This window comes from Arthrobacter sp. Dra40, from assembly GCF_059091905.1.
Genome location: NZ_JBNHHB010000094.1, coordinates 1 through 19,435 on the forward strand (window position 1 = coordinate 1; position 19,435 = coordinate 19,435).

Annotated in this window: 17 protein-coding genes; 13 read left to right on the top strand and 4 right to left on the bottom strand. The window is 66.5% G+C overall.

Annotated features, from left to right (window positions below):
- On the bottom strand, positions 1-613 hold a 613-nt coding region (locus AC5RWT_RS24020), incomplete at its 3' end, for an MBL fold metallo-hydrolase (RefSeq protein ID WP_494082366.1).
- Between the two features lie 341 nt (positions 614-954).
- On the bottom strand, positions 955-1,566 hold the full coding sequence (locus tag AC5RWT_RS24025) for a hypothetical protein (RefSeq protein WP_494082367.1): 612 nt from the start codon (positions 1,564-1,566) through the stop codon (positions 955-957).
- Positions 1,567-1,932: 366 nt separating this feature from the next.
- Here AC5RWT_RS24025 and AC5RWT_RS24030 point away from each other — a divergent pair, with 366 nt between their 5' ends.
- The 5 genes from AC5RWT_RS24030 to AC5RWT_RS24050 all read left to right on the top strand — a co-directional run bounded on the left by AC5RWT_RS24030 (position 1,933) and on the right by AC5RWT_RS24050 (position 8,641).
- Entirely contained in the window at positions 1,933-3,219 is a 1,287-nt protein-coding gene (locus AC5RWT_RS24030) for an MFS transporter (RefSeq protein WP_494082368.1), read from the top strand.
- Between the two features lie 422 nt (positions 3,220-3,641).
- A complete protein-coding gene (locus AC5RWT_RS24035; RefSeq protein WP_494082369.1) occupies positions 3,642-4,409 on the top strand; it encodes a matrixin family metalloprotease in 768 nt (255 codons plus the stop codon).
- A gap of 168 nt (positions 4,410-4,577) precedes the next feature.
- A complete protein-coding gene (locus tag AC5RWT_RS24040) occupies positions 4,578-5,792 on the top strand; it encodes an MFS transporter (RefSeq protein WP_494082370.1) in 1,215 nt (404 codons plus the stop codon).
- A gap of 252 nt (positions 5,793-6,044) precedes the next feature.
- Positions 6,045-7,943: an FAD-binding monooxygenase gene (locus tag AC5RWT_RS24045; RefSeq protein WP_494082380.1), complete on the top strand. Its 1,899-nt coding sequence runs from the start codon at positions 6,045-6,047 to the stop codon at positions 7,941-7,943.
- 122 nt (positions 7,944-8,065) lie between these two features.
- Positions 8,066-8,641: a CueP family metal-binding protein gene (locus AC5RWT_RS24050; protein WP_494082371.1), complete on the top strand. Its 576-nt coding sequence runs from the start codon at positions 8,066-8,068 to the stop codon at positions 8,639-8,641.
- A gap of 17 nt (positions 8,642-8,658) precedes the next feature.
- Here the strand turns inward: AC5RWT_RS24050 and fbaA are convergent, their stop codons facing one another.
- Together fbaA and AC5RWT_RS24060 are read right to left on the bottom strand one after the other, a co-directional pair.
- Positions 8,659-9,678 carry a class II fructose-bisphosphate aldolase gene (fbaA, locus tag AC5RWT_RS24055; protein ID WP_494082372.1) on the bottom strand — a complete coding sequence of 340 codons (1,020 nt, stop codon included), beginning with the start codon at positions 9,676-9,678 and terminating at the stop codon, positions 8,659-8,661.
- Positions 9,679-9,695: 17 nt separating this feature from the next.
- Entirely contained in the window at positions 9,696-10,697 is a 1,002-nt protein-coding gene (locus tag AC5RWT_RS24060) for a LacI family DNA-binding transcriptional regulator (protein ID WP_494082373.1), read from the bottom strand.
- A 167-nt stretch (positions 10,698-10,864) separates the two neighbouring features.
- Here AC5RWT_RS24060 and AC5RWT_RS24065 point away from each other — a divergent pair, with 167 nt between their 5' ends.
- The 8 genes from AC5RWT_RS24065 (at position 10,865) to AC5RWT_RS24100 (ending at position 19,309) form a co-directional block, all read left to right on the top strand.
- The gene (locus AC5RWT_RS24065) at positions 10,865-11,923 is read left to right on the top strand and encodes a substrate-binding domain-containing protein (protein ID WP_493969590.1); all 1,059 of its coding nucleotides are present in this window, start codon (positions 10,865-10,867) and stop codon (positions 11,921-11,923) included.
- Positions 11,924-11,997: 74 nt separating this feature from the next.
- A complete protein-coding gene (locus tag AC5RWT_RS24070) occupies positions 11,998-13,005 on the top strand; it encodes an ABC transporter permease (RefSeq protein WP_493969589.1) in 1,008 nt (335 codons plus the stop codon).
- Positions 13,002-13,835 carry an ATP-binding cassette domain-containing protein gene (locus tag AC5RWT_RS24075; protein ID WP_494082374.1) on the top strand — a complete coding sequence of 278 codons (834 nt, stop codon included), beginning with the start codon at positions 13,002-13,004 and terminating at the stop codon, positions 13,833-13,835. The genes AC5RWT_RS24070 and AC5RWT_RS24075 overlap by 4 nt, the downstream gene beginning before the upstream one ends.
- The gene (locus tag AC5RWT_RS24080; RefSeq protein ID WP_494082375.1) at positions 13,825-14,751 is read left to right on the top strand and encodes a PfkB family carbohydrate kinase; all 927 of its coding nucleotides are present in this window, start codon (positions 13,825-13,827) and stop codon (positions 14,749-14,751) included. The genes AC5RWT_RS24075 and AC5RWT_RS24080 overlap by 11 nt, the downstream gene beginning before the upstream one ends.
- Complete coding sequence (locus tag AC5RWT_RS24085) at positions 14,727-15,398, top strand: nucleoside/nucleotide kinase family protein (protein ID WP_494082376.1); 672 nt, start codon at positions 14,727-14,729, stop codon at positions 15,396-15,398. The genes AC5RWT_RS24080 and AC5RWT_RS24085 overlap by 25 nt, the downstream gene beginning before the upstream one ends.
- Positions 15,399-15,639: 241 nt before the next feature.
- Positions 15,640-17,271: an amidohydrolase gene (locus AC5RWT_RS24090; RefSeq protein ID WP_494082377.1), complete on the top strand. Its 1,632-nt coding sequence runs from the start codon at positions 15,640-15,642 to the stop codon at positions 17,269-17,271.
- A gap of 64 nt (positions 17,272-17,335) precedes the next feature.
- The gene (locus tag AC5RWT_RS24095) at positions 17,336-18,313 is read left to right on the top strand and encodes an ABC transporter substrate-binding protein (RefSeq protein ID WP_494082378.1); all 978 of its coding nucleotides are present in this window, start codon (positions 17,336-17,338) and stop codon (positions 18,311-18,313) included.
- A 9-nt stretch (positions 18,314-18,322) separates the two neighbouring features.
- Positions 18,323-19,309 carry an amino acid ABC transporter permease gene (locus AC5RWT_RS24100; RefSeq protein ID WP_494082379.1) on the top strand — a complete coding sequence of 329 codons (987 nt, stop codon included), beginning with the start codon at positions 18,323-18,325 and terminating at the stop codon, positions 19,307-19,309.
- Positions 19,310-19,435 lie beyond the last annotated feature (126 nt).

A 19,435-nucleotide genomic window follows, 5' to 3' on the forward strand; every position in this document is an offset into this window, starting at 1 on the left:
TGGAATCCGGCAGGAACAGGTCCACGCCCTCGTCGCCCAGCCGCGCGAACCCGGCCAGGTCGGTGATCCGGCGGTCCAGCGGGAACTGGTCCATCTTGAAGTCGCCGGTGGCCAGTACCAGGCCGGCCCCGGTGCGGATGGCAACGGCCAGTCCGTCCGGGATGGAGTGGTTGACGGCCAAGAATTCCAGGTCGAACGGGCCGAACTTCTTCCGGTCCCCTTCCTTGACCTGCACCATCTTGGCGTTCAGGCGGTGTTCCTGCAGCTTGGTCTTTACGAAGGCCAGCGTCAGCTTCGCGGAGATCACGGGGATGTCGGCGCGTTCCTTGAGCAGGTACGGCACACCGCCAATGTGGTCCTCGTGGCCGTGGGTCAGCACAATGCCGACGACGTCGTTGAGGCGTTCGCGGATGTAGGAGAAGTCGGGCAGGATCAGGTCCACGCCCGGGTGCTGCTCCTCCGGGAACAGCACGCCGCAGTCGACGATCAGCAGCTTTCCGCCGAACTCGAACACCGTCATGTTCCGACCGATTTCGCCCAGGCCGCCCAGGGGGACGATGCGCAAGGCGTCTTTGGCGAGTTTGGGAGGGGTTTGCAACGGCTTGGTGTTCATGTAATCCGATCTGTGGTGCGGTGTTGCCGGGCGTCAACGCCCGAAGCCGGAGTTACCGGCATTTGAAGTCTGGGGTGGCCGATGCGCCTGAGGCACTTCGGCGGCTTCCCCCGCAGCGTTGCGGGCAGAAAGCATACTTGTCCTGACTTTACCACCGCGAGGACCAGCCTCTTACTGAGATCACGTCTAGCCACTTATGTTGGCAGAGTTGGAGCCACTCCCCAGCCCCCACCACTGGCCGTAGCCGACTGCCAGTACCGTTCTTTAGCGCTGTGTGGAGATCAACTACTCGGAACCCGCGCCGAGGTTAGCGAATTAGTCGCTCAATCCCCTGCGTGAGGTCATGCGTTCCACAGTGCGGCATCAACATCGCCGTGGCGCCATTGCCTGATGTCTGCCGCAGCACGGATGACTGCCTGAACATGGCCATATTGCAGGTTCGAAATCCCAGCTGACCGCAGGTGGCGACGAATACGTACATCGATAGCTGTCCCGGTATCCAACCCCGCGAGAATATCGAAGTAATCCACCGTCTTAGGGCCCACGTGATCGACTCTACGCAGGGCAGCGCGAAGTAGGGGCCGCTGAACTGAATTCGAGAGCTGAGTCCGAAGATCGTCAACCGTTTCGATTCGAAATTCGTCGCTCTCAAAGACGTTAACGATTTCGGCGATTTGAGCCAGACGTTCCTGCCCCCTCCACCGAATCAATCCCGAGAGCCCGCCCTGCTCCAGGCGTAGGCGGAAGCCGGAAGTTGTCTCCGCATCGGGCCACTCGGCAATAAGTGCCTGCACTCTGGGTAGAACTGTGCTCTTGTACTTTTGGCGGCGCTGGAGAACAGCGTCGACCACAAGTGCGCCTATATGGGACCAACCGCGAGTGATTTTTGTGGATCCGCCAATACCTTTCGAATCCATATATGCGAGAAGCTTCTCCGCGTCCTGTGTGATCATGTCTGAATACTGTCATGCCCAAACGACCGTTTGGTGTACGACTTTCATTCAGGTTGCCCCCTCAGACGAGGCCCGCCGCTCCGATTGTCCCCCGGTGCGTCTCCAGCAGCCGGCTTCCGCGCCGCCCCGGTCCTCGAAGTTTTGGTGCCCGCGGCGCACGCCGTCGGTGTCGAGCTCAAGCAGACCTACCTCGGCTGAAAGCGAGTTTCCAGCACGCGCCGCGGTTCCTGCCCGCTACGGCCGAGGACGACGGCGCCGCTCACCTTGCGGCGGTGCATGACGGACGACGGCGGCGACAGGCCGCACGGATCGCCGCTTCGGCTAGGGTGGCTGGTGGGCCGGTGAGGCCCGTACTCGTCAGACAACGTGAAGGAGCCAGCCACGGACCGCGTATTCGCCTCCCGGCCGGCGTTGCCGTGGGTGGTCCTGGGCATTGTCTTCTTGGCGTTGAGCCTGCGCGCGCCGATCATCGCTCCCACCGCCGTGGTCCCGGCCATCCAGTCCGACACCGGCCTGACGGCAGCCGGGGTGGGCCTGCTCACCGGGCTTCCGGTGCTGCTCTTCGCGCTGGCCACTCCGCTGGCCACCCGGACGATCCGCCGGTGGGGGCCCGAGGCCACCGTCCTGCTGTGCCTCGGCGGCGTCCTGGCCGGCACGGTGATCCGCTCCCTTGGCCCGGTGTCCGTGGTGCTCCTCGGCACCGCAATCATTGGCGCCGCCATCACGCTCGGCAACATCGTGGCGCCGGTGCTGATCCGGCGCGATGTGCCCTGGAAGCGGGTCTCCGCCGTCACCGGCGCCTACACGGCCACGATGAACGTCGGGTCCATGGCCACCCTGCTGGGCACCGCACCACTCGCCGCGCTCATCGGGTGGCGGTGGGCGCTTATGGCCTGGGGCGTGGTGATCGTGCTCGGGCTCGCCTTTTGGTTGCCCATGGCGCGACGGCGGCGCGAGGCGCTGGCAGCCGGGCCGGGCAGCGCGGCGAACGATTCTCCTGCTGCGTCAGCGGAACCGCGCGATGCCGGCCGACCGGGGACAGCCGCGGCCCGCTTGCCGAAGGCCTCCGCTGGCCGCAGCAACAGATGGATCGTTGGGTTGTTGACCTTGGCCTTCTGCGGGCAGTCCGCTGCCTATTACGCCACCACCACGTGGCTGCCCCTGCTGTTGTCGGATCTTCGGGGCTTGTCCCTTGCCGGCTCCGGAGCCACCGCTTCCCTCTTCCAGATCGCCGCCATTGTCGGCGCGTTTGGGGTGCCGCTCCTGGCTGCACGGACCCGGCTCTGGGTGCCCACCGCCTGCGTCGCGATCCTGTGGATGACGCTCCCCATCGGCCTGCTCCTGGCCCCCGACGCCTACATCCTCTGGTCCATCACCGGCGGCATCGCCCAAGGCGGCGGCTTCACAGCGATCTTCACCGTCATCCCCCGGGTCGCGCACAACGATCAAGAGGCTGCCTCCGCCTCCGCCCGGATCCAGACCGGCGGGTACCTCGCCGCGACCTGCGCACCGCCATTGGCGGGCTGGCTGCACACCGTGACCGGCGGCTGGGCTGCGCCCTTGTCTTTGGTCTTCGCCTGCACCGTCGCGTTTACTGCCTGCGGTTTGTTGGCGGTGCGTGCGTCGGAGCGGAAGCGTCCGGACACTCGGTAGTACTACGGCGGTGCCCGCTTAATCCTGATGTGTCACCCGCGCGCCTCACGCCTTACGGTCACCCGCACGCCCACTTCCCCCACACACCCGTTTCGACCCTCGCCCTATGCTGAAACGTATAATGTTTTGCAGCCGGCGGGGCACGACGGCGCAGTTGGGGGAAGCAGATGCAGCATCGGGAAGACGGACGCACCAGGGGCTTATCCCCCGGTGCCGAAGCTCCGCCCGCAGAAGTGAGTGCACGGCGTTCTCCCAGCGGCCGGATTCCCCGATGGGCCCTGGACGAGGCTTCCGGACACCCCTCCGCGGCGGGTCCTGCCGCCGGTCTGATGCCGTCCGGGCAACGGTCGAAGGCAAACGTCCGCCGCAGTGCAAAGCAGCGACGCAGCTCCCCGCGCCGAGCCGGCCGCCTCTCGACGGGGTTGGCCATCGCGTTCGTCGCCGCGTTGTGCTTCGCCCCCGGCGTGTTCAGCCGGCACGTCATGCCGGCAGTGGCACCTTACCTCCCCGGCGCGGACGTCCCGCCCCGCGGTGTCGAAGCGGCTGACAGTCCGCTGGGCCAGCCCCCGGACGTCGCGGACTCGGAGGCCTTTGAGTTGTACGCGACGCCGCCGAAGACTTCGCAGCCCTTCGTCGCCTACGACCCCTGCCGCCCCATCCACTACGTGGTCCGACCGGACAAGGCGCCGGCGGGCTCCGAGGGCTTGATTCGGGAAGCCATCGCCGAGGTCTCGGCGGCCAGCGGGCTCCAGTTCGTCTATGACGGACCCACTGACGAGGCTTTCGCCGAGGACGGCCGCGAGCGCTTCCAGCCGGACCGGTATGGCAAGAGGTGGGCTCCGGTGCTAATCACGTGGTCGGATCCGGGCGAAGTGTCCGGACTGGCCGGAGATGTCGCCGGGCTGGGCGGTAGTTCCTGGGTGAGGGCGCCGGGAACTCCGCTCGTCCTGGTCGCAGGCCAGGTCGCGCTGGATGGGCCGGCCCTCCAGAACACCCTCGGTTACCCGGACGGGCGGGAACATGTCCGGTCCGTCATCATCCACGAGCTGGGCCATGTGCTGGGGTTGGCCCACGTGGATGATCCGAAGCAATTGATGCACGCCGGAGCCAATGGCGTGACCTCGCTGGCCGACGGCGACCGGGCCGGTCTGGCGTTGCTGGGCACCGGCCCCTGCGTGCCAGGACTTTAGCGTGGGGGTGGCGGTTCCGGCGGTACCGCGGCTCCTCGTGCTCCATCCGCTCCGGCACTGCACGGCATAATCAGGACTGCTGGTTCATCCGGGACGTCCGGGCCGGCACGAGCAAGACCGGTATCCGAACAGCCAGCCCGGAATCCGGCAAACGAGGAGGCCGACGGCATGCAGGAGAAGCTGTGGAGCAGGCATTTTGTGCTGGCGATCGGCGCAAACCTGTTCATCTATATCGTCTTCTACCTGCTGATGACGTCCATGGCGCTGTACGCGGTGCAGCGCTTTCAGGCGTCGGACACCGGGGCCGGTTTTGCCTCCAGTGCGTTCATTGTCGGGGCGCTCGTCTCGCGGTTCTTCGCCGGGCCGCTGATCGACAACGTGGGCCGGCGGCGGATGCTGCTGATCAGCCTGGCTGCTTTCGTCGTGGCCTCCCTCTTGTACATTCCGGCAGGCTCCCTGACATCGTTGCTGGTGCTGCGGTTGGTCCACGGCGTTGCTTTCGGCCTGGCCAACACGGCGGTCACGGCGGGAGCGCAGGCACTGATTCCGCCTGCCCGGCGCAGTGAAGGCACCGGCTACTTCGCCGTGTCCACCACGCTGGCCACCGCCTTGGGACCGCTGCTGGCCGTGCTGTTGGTGGTCGGCGGTAATTACGACGGCGCGTTCCTGGTGTGCGCCGCATGTTCCGTCGCGGCGTTGCTGGTGACCCTCGTCCTGAAGTTGCCCGAAGCGCCGCCGGCGTCCGCCGTCGTCGCCAATCACGGCAGTGTCAGCGGGCCGGACAGGATGCGCCGGACGCCCGCGGTCCTGCTGGGCAAGGTATTCGACCCGGCGGTCCTGCCGATCACCACGGTGCTGCTGGTCAGCGGGCTTGCCTACTCCGGTGTGCTCTCGTTCCTGGCCTCGTATGCCGAGGCGTCCGGTGCTCCGAATGCCGCGGCCCTGTTCTTTGTGGTGTTTGCCGTGGCCGTGCTGGTGTCGCGCCTGACCGCCGGAAGGATTCAGGACCGCCGGGGCGACAACGTGGTGCTGTATCCGGCGATGGCGCTGTTCGCCGCCGGCCTGGCAGTGCTGGCGCTTGGACCGGCCACCTGGGTTGTCCTTCTCGCCGCGGTCCTGAGCGGTTTCGGGTTCGGAACTCTGCTGCCCGGAACGCAGGCGATCACGGTCCGGCTGGTGGAGGACCGGAGGTTCGGCAAGGCGCTGGCCAGCTACTACCTGATGCTCGACATCGGCACCGGATTCGGCCCGGTGCTGCTGGGCCTGCTGGTGCCGCTGACCGGTTTCAACGGCATGTATGCCTGGCTTGGCGTGCTCATGCTCGCCTGCATCCCGCTGTACTACCTGGTGCACGGCCGCGCGTCGAGCAGGGCGGCCGTGTAAATGCGCCGAGCCGACCGGGGGCGGGCGGCGCAGGCCTGATCCATTGCCCGCCCTCGGCGGGCACCCCGGACGGAGGCCGACGGCGGCGCGCGAGTGCCGCCGTCGTCCTCTGCTGTTACCCGCGTTACTTGTTAGCTGCGTCATGTTTGCCGTACAGTATCTGCAACCGAACGGTTATTCAGTTATAGAACCCGGTGTTCAAATACCGAACACCGGCGACGGCCGCAGATGGCAACAGAAGTGAGGACACCCGTGCAGTTCCACCACCACGGTTACGTATCCGGAGACCCGCGCGTCAAGCCGGCAGCCGGTGTAGGCATCGACCGCCCCGAGGAGCTTCCCGACGAGGTCGACGTGCTCATCGTGGGTTCCGGTCCCGCGGGCATGCTCGCGGCCGCCCAGCTGGCCCAGTTCCCAAACATCACCACGCGGCTCGTGGAGCGCCGGGAGGGTCGGCTGGTCCTCGGCCAGGCCGACGGCATCCAGGCCCGCAGCGTGGAAACCTTCCAGGCCTTCGGCTTCGCCGAGCGCATCACCGCTGAGGCCTTCTGGCTCACGGAGATGAACTTCTGGCGCCCGGGCACGGAGAACCCCAAGCACATTGTCCGCGGCGGCCGCGCCGTCGACGACGAGATGGGCATCAGCGAATTCCCGCACCTGATCGTCAACCAGGCCCGCGTGCTGGACTACTTCGCGGAGGTCGCGGCCAACTCGCCCTCCCGCTTGACGCCGGACTACGGCTGGGAATTCAAGACCCTGGAGGTTGCTGACGAAGGCGACTACCCGGTGAAGGTGACGCTGATCCGCAGCGCCGGCCCGGATGCCGGCCAGGAGCGCATCGTCCACGCCAAGTACGTGGTCGGTTGCGACGGCGCCCGCAGCAAGGTCCGCGCCTCGATCGGCAGCACCCTGGCCGGCGACAGCGCCAACCACGCGTGGGGCGTCATGGACGTGCTGGCCCAGACCGACTTCCCGGACATCCGCACCAAGTGCGCCATCCAGTCGCACGACGGCGGCACCATCCTGTTGATCCCGCGCGAAGGCGGCTACCTGTTCCGCATGTACGTGGACCTCGGCGAGGTGCCCGAGGACGACAACGGCAAGATCCGCCAGACCTCCATCGAGCAGATCATCGCCAAGGCCAACGAGATCATGACCCCGTACACGGTCGACGTGCGCAGCGTTGCCTGGCACAGCGTGTACGAGGTGGGCCACCGCCTCACCGACCGGTTCGACGACCTGCTGCCCGAGGACGTCGGCACCCGCACGCCGCGCGTCTTCATCACCGGCGACGCCTGCCACACGCACAGCGCCAAGGCCGGCCAGGGGATGAACGTCTCCATGCAGGACGGCTTCAACATCGCCTGGAAGCTGGGACACGTGCTGGAGGGCCGCAGCCCGGAGAGCCTGCTCTCCACCTACTCCGCCGAGCGCCAGGTCGTGGCCAAGGACCTCATCGACTTCGACAAGGAATGGTCGACGATGATGGCCAAGAAGCCCGAGGAGTTCACCGATCCGTCGGAGCTCGAGGACTTCTACGTACGGACCGCTGAGTTCCCGGCCGGCTTCATGACCGAGTACGCCCAGTCGATCCTGACCGGCGCGCGCAGCCACCAGGACCTGGCCACCGGGTTCCCGGTGGGCAAGCGCTTCAAGTCCGCCCCCGTCTCCCGCGTCTGCGACACCAACCCGCTGCACCTGGGCCATCTTGCCGAGGCCGACGGGCGCTGGCGCATCTACGTCTTCGCCGACCAGGCGAAGGCCGGCGAGTCGGCCGCTGTTGCAAACCTGGCCGAGTGGCTGGTGAACGCCCCGGACTCCCCGCTGGCCGCCACGCCGGAGGGCGCGGACCTCGATGCCTGGTTCGACGTGAAGGTTGTCTACCAGCAGCATCACGAAGAGGTGGACATCAACGCCGTGCCCGCCGTGTTCAAGCCCGAGGTGGGCCCGTTCCAGCTGACCAACCTCGAGAAGGTCTTCGGCACCGCCAAGGATGAAGACATCTTCGACGTCCGCGGCATCTCCCGCGACGGCGCCATCGTGGTAGTCCGGCCGGACCAGTACGTGGCGAACGTCCTGCCGCTGACGGCCACGGACGAACTGGCCGGGTTCTTCGCGCCCCTGCTGAAGGCCCGCGAGCCGCAGCACTGATCCACCCCTAAAATAGAAGAACGACGACGGCGTGCACTTGCCGTCGTCGTTCTTTCTTAAGGACAAGTCACCCCGTTGGCCCCGCGCTGCCCACCTTCTGGCGCGGGGATGAGGAGATGGATATGAAACGGCCCGTTATCGCCGCTGCTGCGCTTACCCTGATGCTGACTGCCTGTGCGCCAGTCCCCGGGACTCCGTCCGCAGGGGAGGCCACGGACGCCGGGTTCCTCGCCGGGTACGGGCTCGACGGCATGGACGCGGCAGGCATCATCGACCACCTCGACCGGCTGGACACTGCCGAACGGCCCGCCACCCTGATGGCATCGGTCCGGCAGGATGATTTACTCCTCACCGACGGCGGCCGCCACGAGGTGACGCTGGACCTGCCCGACGACAGTTCGTACATCTCGGTGGCCCCGTACCTCAACCAGACCCACGACTGCTTCTACCACAGCCTGACCACCTGCCTGGGCGAGCTGGGCAACAAGGACATGAGCGTCAAGATCATCGACAACACCACCGGGGACACGCTGGTGGATGAGCGGATTGAAACCTTCAGCAACGGGTTCGCAGGCTTCTGGGTTCCCGGCGACATCGACGGCACCATCGAAGTACGTTACGACGGGCACTCCGGCTCAGCGGATTTCTCCACGACCGATGACAGCGCCACCTGCATCACGGATCTCCAGCTGACCTAAGGACGACGTCCGTTGGGTCAGCGCATAGCCATGCCGGCCGACCCCAGTGTCCGGGCAGCTACGACAACCCGCTGCGCCATGGCGCTCTCGGCTGGCTTGCCCCAGGACCGCGGGTCGTAAAACTTCTTGTTTCCGACTTCCTCGTCGATCTTGAGTACGGCGTCGTAGTTCCTGAACATGTGGCCCGCGATGGAGCGCGTAAAGGCATACTGCGTGTCGGTGTCGATGTTCATTTTGACGACGCCGTATTCCACTGCTTTGGCGATTTCTTCCTCGGTGGAACCGGAGCCGCCGTGGAACACCAGGTCGAAGGGCTTCTCCACGCCCAGCTCGGAACCGACCTGCTGCTGGATGTCGCGGAGGATTTCGGGCCTCAGCCGCACCGCGCCCGGCTTATAGGCGCCGTGCACGTTGCCGAACGTCAGCGCGGTCAGGTAGCGGCCGTGTTCCCCATGGCCCAACGCATCGACGATGGCCCGGGCGTCCGCCACTGTCGAGTACAGCTTTTCATCCATGCCCGCTCCGGCGTCCTCGGCGCCGCCGACGACGCCAACTTCGATCTCCAGGAGGGTGGCCGCCCGGACGGACAGCTCAAGCAGTTCCCGTGCGGTGTCCAGGTTCCGCCCCAGCTCCAGGGCGGAGCCGTCCCACATATGCGACTGGATCAGCGGGTCCTGGCCGGCCCGGACCCGCTCGCTGGCGTGCCGCAGCAGCGGCCGGATCCAGTCGTCGACGTTATCGGCGCCGCAGTGGTCGGTATGGAGGGCAACGGTCACACCGTAGTGGGCCGCCACTTCCGCCGCGTAGGCTGCCAGGGCGAGGGTACCGGCGGCCCTGTCCTGCACTGCGTTTCCGGACAGGTAGAGGGCCGTGCCCAGGGAAATCTGGATGATGCCGTCGCTCTCGGCCTCGGCGAAGCCCTGCAGGGCGGCATTGAGCGTCTGGGACGAGGTGACGTTGATGGCAGGGTAGGCAAAGCCCTTCTCCCGCGCCCGGTCGATCATGGCCAGGTAGGCGCCTGGACTGGCAATGGGCATCGGGACTCCACATCAGGTCAGGGGCGGCAGCCGCAGGAATTGCGGTGGTTGAAGGTAGTGGGAATCCGCAGTTTCCGCGCCGGCCCGCCGTCCCCGCCCAGGCGCTGGAGCAGCATTTCGACGGCGGTGGCACCCATCGTGACGACGTCCTGGGCTATGGCTGTGAGCCGCGGCTCGAACAGGTCCGCCCATTCGAAATCGTCATAGCAGACCAAAACGACGTCGTCGGGAACCCTCAGCCCCAGTTCCCGCAGCGCCCGCATGGTGCCGATGGTCATGGCGTTGTTGAGGACAACGAGCCCGGTGGGCGGATCCGGCTGTCGGAACAGGCCGAGCACCGCTGTGCGTGCGGCTTCCGCCTGGGATTCGCCGGAGACGACCAGCCCCGCGTCGTACCGCAGCCCCCTGACGGCAAACGCCTCCCGGAAGCCCTGCAGCCGTTCCGCACTGGTTTGCAGGCCGGGCAGCCCGGAAATGGCACCGATGCGGGTGTGGCCTTTTTCCAGCAGGTGCTCGGTAATCCGGCGCGCGGGCTCGATATTCTCGGGTTCCACTTGGTCGCACTCGGCGTCCACGAACCGGTCGATGAGGACCACGGGTGTCCCGGCCTTGGCGATGACCGGCAGCGTGGCTTCTTGTGCCCCCGCGGACGGGGCGACAATGAGGCCGTCCACCCGGCGGTCCAGCAGCGAATTCACCACCCGGAGTTCGTTTTCCGCATCGTCATGGGAGTCGCCAAGGACGAGCGTGTAGCCCTCGGCGCGTGCCCTCTTTTCGATGGCGTTTACGAGGCTGCCGAAGTACGGGTTGGTCAGCACCGAGATGGACAGGCCGATGGTTCGGGTCTTGCTGACCGCCAGCGACCTGGCCAGCGAGTTGTACCGATAGCCGGTCGTGTCCATGGCCTGGAGGACGCGGCCGCGGGTCGCTTCGCTGACGTTCCGGGTGCCGTTGAGAACATGCGACACCGTCGAACCGGCGACCCCGGCTACCCGTGCCACGTCCGCCATTGTCGCCATCGAGCTCCCTTAACTCCCGTCGCTGCGGTACCTGAATCAGTCCATGCCCCGATCCAGTGCTCCCAAACTAATCACGGACAAGCGCTTGCGCAAGCGCTTGTCCGGGTTTAGTGTCAAGGCATCCATCGCCGGCGTGTGACACGCGTCATAGACAAAAGGGAGTCGTTATGCCACGTGTGATTCAGCAAGAATCGGGCCGGACGTCGCTGTGGACCAAGGGCCGGGTGGTGCTCGCCGTGGGAACCCTGCTGCTTGGAACCGCAGCCTGCGGCTCCGGCGGCGGCGGCTCCACCGGGAGCGGCAACACCGCAGGCGGCAACTCAGGTGAAACAACCAAGATCGGGCTCATCACCAAAACGGATTCGAATCCCTATTTCGTCAAGCTCCGGGAAGCAGCCAAGGCCGAGGCGCAGACCGAGGGCGCCGAACTGATCGCCCTCGCCGGGAAGTTCGACGGCGACAACGAGGGCCAGGTGACTGCCATCGAGAACCTGATCAGCCAGGGCGTGAAGGGCATCCTCATCACCCCGAACTCCTCGACCGGAATCCTCAATGCCATCAAGAAGGCCCGGGACGCGGGCATCGTGGTTATTGCCTTGGACACCGCGACGGATCCGGCGGACGCGGTGGATGCCACCTTCGCCACAGATAACAAGAAGGCCGGGGTCCTGCAGGGCAGCTGGGTCAAGGGCGCCCTAGGCGACAAGAAGCCGAAAGTGCTGATGCTGGACGGCACCCCGGGCGGAACCGTGGATACCTTCCGCCATGACGGCTTCCTCGAGGGCATGGGCCTGAGCGAGGACTCCCCGGAGATCCTGGGCAAGGCCAATACCAATGGCGACCAGACCAAGGCGCAGACCGCGATGGAGAACCTGCTGCAGCGCGTGCCCGACGCCAACTCGCTGTACACCATCAACGAACCGGCAGCAGCCGGCGGCTACCAGGCCATCAAATCTGCGGGCAAGGAAAACCAGATCACCATCGGCTCCATCGACGGCAGCTGCACCGGCGTCGAGAATGTGAAAAAGGGCGTCATCGGGGCGACAGTGATGCAGTTCCCGGCAAAGATGGCCGGCGACGGCGTGAAGGCGATCGTGACCTACGCCAAGGACGGCACCAAGCCCTCCGGCTTCGTGGACACCGGCGCAGAGGTCATCACCGACAAGGCCGTCAAGGGCATTGACTCCAAGGACACCTCCTGGGGTCTGAAGAACTGCTGGGGATAAGGCCCGCTGCCCGTCCCCATCCGGTATGGTGCGGGCGCAGCCAAGGCGCCCGCACTGCTGTCCTGGAGGAAGTAATGAGTACCAATGCTCCGGTCCCCACGATCACTGCTCCTCGGCCTGCAAACCAGCGCACCGTACGGCTCACTAACGCCCTGCGGCAGCCGCTGGTCGGTCCGCTGGCGGCGCTGATTATCGCGGTCGTTGTTTTTTCCCTCATCACGGACACGTTCTTCACCCCCTACAACCTCTCGCTGGTCCTGCAGCAGTCAGTGGTGGTGGGCATCCTCGCCGTCGCGCAGACGCTGATCATCCTCACCGGCGGCATTGACCTGTCCATCGGGGCGATCGCCGTCCTGGGCACCATCGTCATGGCAAAGATCGGCGCCGTGAACGGGCCCTGGGTGGGGATCCTGGCCGCCGTAGTCGTCTGTGTTGTGGCCGGAGCCATCAACGGCGTGCTGGTCACGGTGTTGCGGCTGCCGCCGTTCATTGTGACGCTGGGAACCTTCACGGCGATCTATGCGATCACCCAGCTCTACGCCGGGTCACAGACCTACGCCGCGCCGGACGGACCGCAGACGTTCCTGGGCAACAGCATCGGCAGCGGGGCGTTTTCGACCACCTACGGGGTCGTCGCCATGCTGCTGGTCTATCTGGTGGCTTGGTATGCGTTGACTCAGACCGCGGGCGGCCAGCACGTCTATGCGGTGGGCGGCAATCCGCAGGCGGCCAAGCTGGTCGGCATCAAATCCAACCGGACGCTGCTTTTCGTCTACACGATTGCGGGATTCATCGCCGCGATCGGGGCCTGGGCGGCGCTGGGACGCATCCCCAACGCGGACCCCAATGCCTTCCAGAACGCCAACCTGGAAACGATTACCGCCGTCGTCATCGGCGGGACCAGCCTTTTCGGCGGCCGGGGAAGCATCCTTGGGACCCTCATCGGCATGTTGATCGTGAGTGTGCTGCGCAGCGGCCTGACCGCGGCCAACGTCGACGCGCTCTACCAGAACGTCGCCACCGGAGTGTTGGTTATCGCGGCCGTCGCGCTGGACCAGTTCGCCAGAAGGAAGACCCAATGACAGAGCCAATTGACCTGCCGACGGCGGACCCCGCACCGGCCGCTCCCGCGGGCACCCCGATCATGGAGGCCCGCGGCCTCGTCAAGCGCTACGGCAGCGTCACCGCCATCAACGGCGCGGATTTCGAGCTGCGCGCCGGCGAGGTCCTGGCGGTCATCGGGGACAACGGTGCAGGAAAATCCAGCCTGATCAAGGCCCTGACCGGGGCCCTGATTCCGGACGCCGGGGAGATTTTCATGGACGGTAAACCGGTCCATTTCCACAGCACGCTGGACGCCCGGGACGCCGGCATCGAAACCGTGTACCAGGATCTCGCCGTCGTGCCCGCGCTGGATATTGCCAGCAACGTCTTCCTGGGCCGGGAGATACGCCAAACAGGGATCATGGGTTCGGTGTTCCGCCGCCTGGACAAGAAGGCCATGCGGGAGGAGTCCCTGAAGCATCTGAACGACCTGAAAGTCAGCATTAAGTCTGTCCGGCAGGCGGTAGAGACACTCTCGGGCGGCCAGCGGCAGGGCGTGGCCGTGGTGCGCACCGCGGCATTCGGCCGACGCGTCATCATTATGGACGAGCCGACGGCGGCGCTGGGGGTGCGCGAATCAGGCATGGTCATCGACCTGATCAAGCAGATTCGGGACCGCGGCCTGCCGGTGGTGCTCATCAGCCACGACATGCCCCACGTCTTTGAGGTGGCGGACCGGATCCATATCCACCGCCTCGGCCAGCGCGCCGCCGTGGTCAGCCCCCGGGAACGCCAGATGTCCGATGTGGTTGCCCTGATGACCGGGGCCATGGAACCGACCGCCTTGGAGCATGCGGGTGGGGCCTGAAACGTCCTCGTTGGGCGTCTTCGTGGGACTGGCCACCCTCGATGTCATCCAGCGGGCGGACCGTGTCCCGGGCCCGAACGACAAAATCACCGCCAGTTGGCAGGCCTGCGCCGCCGGTGGACCGGCGGCCAACGCCGCCGTCGTCTTCGCCGCCCTGGGCGGCCGGGCCCGACTCCTGACCGCGGTCGGCGCCGGTCCTGCGGCAGGCATCATCCGCGAGGACCTGGCACAGCACGGCGTCGAGGTCATCGACGTCGGCTCGGTGGCGGAGGCTGCCATCTCCTCGGTCATCGTCAACACCGTGACCGGGGAACGGTCGGTGGTCTCCCTCGATGCCGCCGGGCATGACGTCCGGGAACCGGAAGACCTGGACAGGCTGCTGGAAGGCGCAGCCGTGGTCCTCATAGACGGGCACCATCCCCGGCTGGCCGCAGCCGCCGCCCGCAGCGCCGCAGGGCAGAAGCTTCCCGTGGTGCTCGACGCCGGACGCTGGCGCCCGGTCATGGACGAACTGTTGCCCGCCGCCCGGGCGGTGATCTGCTCCGCAGACTTCCGCATGCCCGGCACCGCGGACCCGGCGGCCAGCGCCGCCGTCGTCGTTGGCCGCGGCGTGCCCTCTGTTGCGGTGACCCGGGGCGGCGAGCCGGTCCTCTGGTGGGACAAGAGAGGATCCGGCGAGGTTCCGGTCCGGCCCGTCGAGGTGGTGGACACCCTCGGTGCCGGGGATTTCTTCCACGGCGCTTTCTGCTGGTTTCTGACGCAGCCCGGGCTGGCCTTCGCCGATCAACTGGGCGCTGCCGCCGAGGTCTCCGGTGTCCGCTGCGCCACCCTCGGGCCGCGGCGCTGGCTGGACAACCTGCGGGAACTTGGGCTGGCGCCACGGATTGCGGCATGCCTGGACGAAGGGGGACGGTGAGGCTGCCGGCGCCGGCCGAGGTCGGCATGGACGAGGTGATCGCCCGCGCGGCAGCCCTCGCCGTTCCCGGCGAGCGCCACATCCTCGGCATCGTTGGGGCACCGGGGGCGGGCAAGTCCACCCTGGCGGAGCGGCTGGTCGGGGCGTTGGGCAGCGAGCGCGCCGTGCTCGTGCCGATGGACGGATACCACCTGGCCAACGCCGTGCTGGAGGACCTCGGCCGGCGGGACCGCAAGGGAGCCATCGACACCTTCGATGACGCTGGCTTTGCCTCCCTGCTGGAGCGGATCCACACGCAGCGACCGGACTCGGCGGAAATCATTTACGCCCCGCACTTCCGGCGCGACCTCGAGGAGCCCATAGGCTCCGCGCAGCCGATCTACGGAAGCATCCCTCTGGTCATCACCGAAGGCAACTATCTGCTCCAGGACAGCGGGGCGTGGCCACGCGTGCGGTCCTGTCTGGACGAGGCCTGGTTCATTGCCCCCGATGAGCCGCTGCGCCATTCGCGGCTGATCCACCGCCACGAAAGGTACGGCAAGTCCCCGGATGAGGCACGCCTCTGGGCGCTTGGCAGCGACCAACGCAACGCGGAGCTGATCGAGGGATCTGCGACGGTGGCTGACTGGATTATCCGGATCCTGTGAGTTCCGGCGCCGAAACGGCAGTTGGCCGCCCGCGGCCAACAACCGGTCGGCGTCGCGCAACAGCCTCAGCGCCAGATTGAGCCTTAGTGTTTCCTTGAACTGAGTTTGGCGAACCGCCGCTGTGTTGCGCGTCATAGTTTGCTACACCGTCCTTTAGAGTGTTGCGAACGGGACGAAGAAGTTCCGCAAGACACGCTTGGGCATGCCGCATTCGGCGCTAGCATGCCGCAAAGGATTAGGAATGCTTGAGCAACGCCTCTACGTCAATGCCACGTTCTACACCCAATGGGCCGGGCTTCCCCGGGCCACCGCGCTGCTGACCCGGGGCGAACGCATCCTCGCCATCGGCACACCCGAGGAAATGCGCGCCCACGCCACCGGTACATACGAAACCATCGACCTCGGTGGCACCACAGTGGTTCCCGGTCTGACCGATGCCCATATCCACACCGCGAATTACGCCCGCGAGATTGCCGCCCTGGACCTTCGCGGCACCACCAGCCTTGAGGACGCCCTGGACAGGGTGCGGAACTACGCGGACGCGCTGCCGGCATCGGCCTGGGTCTTCGGCGGACGCTGGGACTTCAACGCCTGGGATGTGCCGGTACAACCGGACCGCAAGGCGCTGGATGCGGCCACGGGTGGCAGGCCCGCCGCGTTGCCAAGCATCGACGGGCACACGGTTTGGGCCAACACTTCGGCATTGGCGGCCGTCGGCATCGACGCCTCCACGCCGGATCCGGTGGGTGGTGAAATCGTCCGCGACAGCGACGGCCATCCCACCGGTATCCTGCGCGAGACGGCCCATGCCCAGCTGAGCGACATCATGCACAGCGCCGAGGCCGGGGATCTGGAGGCTCAGCTTGCCGAGGCCCAGCACCGCCTGCTAGCCGTCGGGCTCACCGGCATCCACGACTTCGACGGCGAGGACTGCCTGCAGGCATACCGGTCTCTGCGCGAGAGCGGCAACCTCCATTTGCGCGTACATAAGGCGATCCCGCGCATCGCCTTGGACCAAGCGATTGACGAAGGCCGGGCCACCGGCAACGGCGACGCCTGGCTGAGCACCGGTCCGGTAAAGCTCTTTTCCGACGGCGCCTTGGGTTCCCACACCTGTCACATGAACCAGCCTTTCCCCGGCGAGGACGGGAACACCGGCATCGAGGTCATCCCCTATCTGGACCTGCTCGCGCTGGTTCGCCGGGCCGCCAGCGCCGGCATCGCGGTCGCAACTCACGCCATTGGGGACCGCGCCAACCAGCTGGTGCTGGATGCCTATCAGGACCTGGTCCGCAACCCGCTCGATGTCTCCCCCAACATCACGGGCCGCACCGAACGAGCAGCCAGCCGATTGCGGCATCGGATCGAACACACGCAGCATTTGCGCCCCGCGGACGTGCAACGCGTGGCACGCCTCGGCGTCGTTCCCTCCATGCAGCCCACCCACTGCACTTCCGACATTCCGCTGGCTTCCACCCTGCTCGTTGGCCGCGAACTGGCCTCGTACGCGTGGCGCTCGCTGATCGACGCCGGCGCGCTTCCTGCCTTCGGCTCCGACGCGCCCGTGGAACTGCCCAACCCTTTACACGGGATTCATGCCGCCGCGACCCGGCAGAACCGTGACAACGGGCCCGTCGGCGGCTGGCAGCCCGGCGAGCGGGTGAACGTCGCCGAGGCGATCGCCGGCTACACCACCGGCGCCGCGCATGCCTCCGGCGAAGAGGCGACCAAGGGCCGGCTGCGCCCAGGAATGCTTGCCGATTTCACCTCCCTCGGGGCCGACCCCTACGCCGTCGACCCCGTCGAGCTACGCGACATTCCGGTCATGGCTACCGCCGTTGGGGGGTCCCTCCGGTACCGGAGGGACCTGTAACCGCTCCGCCGCTACACCCCTCCCGCACACAATCCGCTCCACCCATCCGCACCAAGGAGACCGCATGAACATCCCCCGAGTCCCTACCCTCCGCTCCGGCGTCATGGCATCCGCTGCGTTGCTGGCGCTGCTGGCCACGACGGCCTGCGGCGGGCAGTCACTCTCCTCCACCGAGGGCAACGCCGCCGGCGACGACGACACCTCCTTCAGCGCCGCACCGGCACCCGATGAGGACCTGGCCAAGTCCGTCATCGACGGCATCACGCCGAACGCCGATTTGACCGCCGGCCTGCCCGAGTCGATCAAGACCGAGGGCATCAAAATGACCACCTCCGAGGGCTACCCGCCCATGGAGCTGCTCGCCGAGGACGGCAAGACGCTGATCGGGGTGGACCCCTCCCTCGGCCGGGCGATCGCGAACAAGCTCGGCGTCAAAATCACCCTCAACAACGAGGACTTCAACGCCCAGATCCCGGGCATCACCACCGGGCGCTACGACATCATCATGTCCTCCATGACCGACAACGCGGAGCGGCGCAAGACCGTCACGTTCGTGGACTACGTCCAGGCCGGCAACGGCTGGGTCGTCAAGGAGGGCAATCCCGCTGGTATGGGTGACCCGTCGACGGCGTGCGGCAAGACGGTCGCCGTCGTGGACAACGGCTCTTCGCTGGCCCTGGCCGAAGGCTTCGACAAAGACTGCAAGGCCGCCGGCGAGGAGGGGCTGAATATCCTGAAGTTCTCCGGCGACCAGGATGCCATCCTGCAGGTCCGCAACAACCGTGCCGACGCCGGCATCAACGACTACCCCGTCGCGGCCTACCGCGCGCAGACCTCCGAGGGCGCACTGGAAGCCGTGGCCATCGAGGGTGATGAAAGCGTCTGGGGCATCGCGATGAAGCCTGACAACAAGGACCTGATCGATGCCGTGCAGAAGGCGCTGCAGGAGCTGATCGATGATGGCAGCTATGAGAAGATCCTCGGTGCGTGGAACGTGCAGCAAATGGCCATCGAGACCGCGACCATCAACGACGGAAACTAAGGGACGCAGATGAGCCAAGCGCTCCGACGCAGCAATCGGCCCAGGCAACTGAGCGGGCCTGACGGCACCGCCGTGCCCGTGGTCCGGCTACGCCACCCCGAACGGTGGATCCTCGGGGCACTGGCCGTGGTGGTCTTTGCCTGGCTGGCCTACACGCTGGCCACAAACCCGAACATCCGCTGGGGCAAGGTGGCAGAGTACCTCTTCTTCCCCAAGATCATCGACGGCATCTGGGTAACCCTGATGATCTCCGTGCTGGCCACGGTGCTCGGACTGGTCTTGGGCGTCGTGCTGGCGGTCATGAAGCTCTCGCACAACCCGGTGCTGAACTGGCTGTCCACGCTGTACATTTGGTTCTTCCGCGGCACCCCCGTGCTGGTGCAGCTGATCTTCTGGTACAACCTGGCCTTCCTGTTCCCGTCGCTGATCATCAAGATCCCGTTCACCAGCATCGGCTACATGTGGAACACCAACGACGTGATGACCGGGTTCAACGCGGCGTTGCTCGGGCTGGGGCTGAACCTCGCGGCGTATTTCGCGGAGACGGTGCGCGCGGGCATCCAGGCCGTCGACGCCGGGCAGACCGAGGCCGCGTACGCGCTCGGCATGACCCCGGGCAAACGGATGCGCAAGATCGTTCTGCCGCAGGCGCTGCGCATCATCATCCCGCCCACCGGCAACGAGTTCATCTCCATGCTCAAGACCACATCTCTGGTGTACGTGGTCGCGGGCAACGACCTGATGACCAACGCCAGCCAGATCTACAAGCAGAACAACTTGATCATGGAGCTGCTGATCGTCGCCTCGCTCTGGTACATGCTCATGACGGCAATTGCGACCTTCTTCCAGTCCAGGCTCGAGGCCCGCTTCGGCGCTGACGCCGTGCGTCTGGTCCGCAAGCCCGGCTTCCTGCTCAAGACCGTCACGGCCAGCAAAACGACGGCGGAGCCCCGCGCTACCGACGACGTTGCCGCCAGCGGAAAGGACCTCTCATGACTACCGGACCCATCGGCCCGTCCGCCTCCCCGCCACCGCGCGTCGGCGAAGCTGCCTCCGCATCATTCCCCGGGCCGGCGGCCGGCGGCGGCGCCTCCACGTCGCGGGCCCGCAAGCTGCACGTGG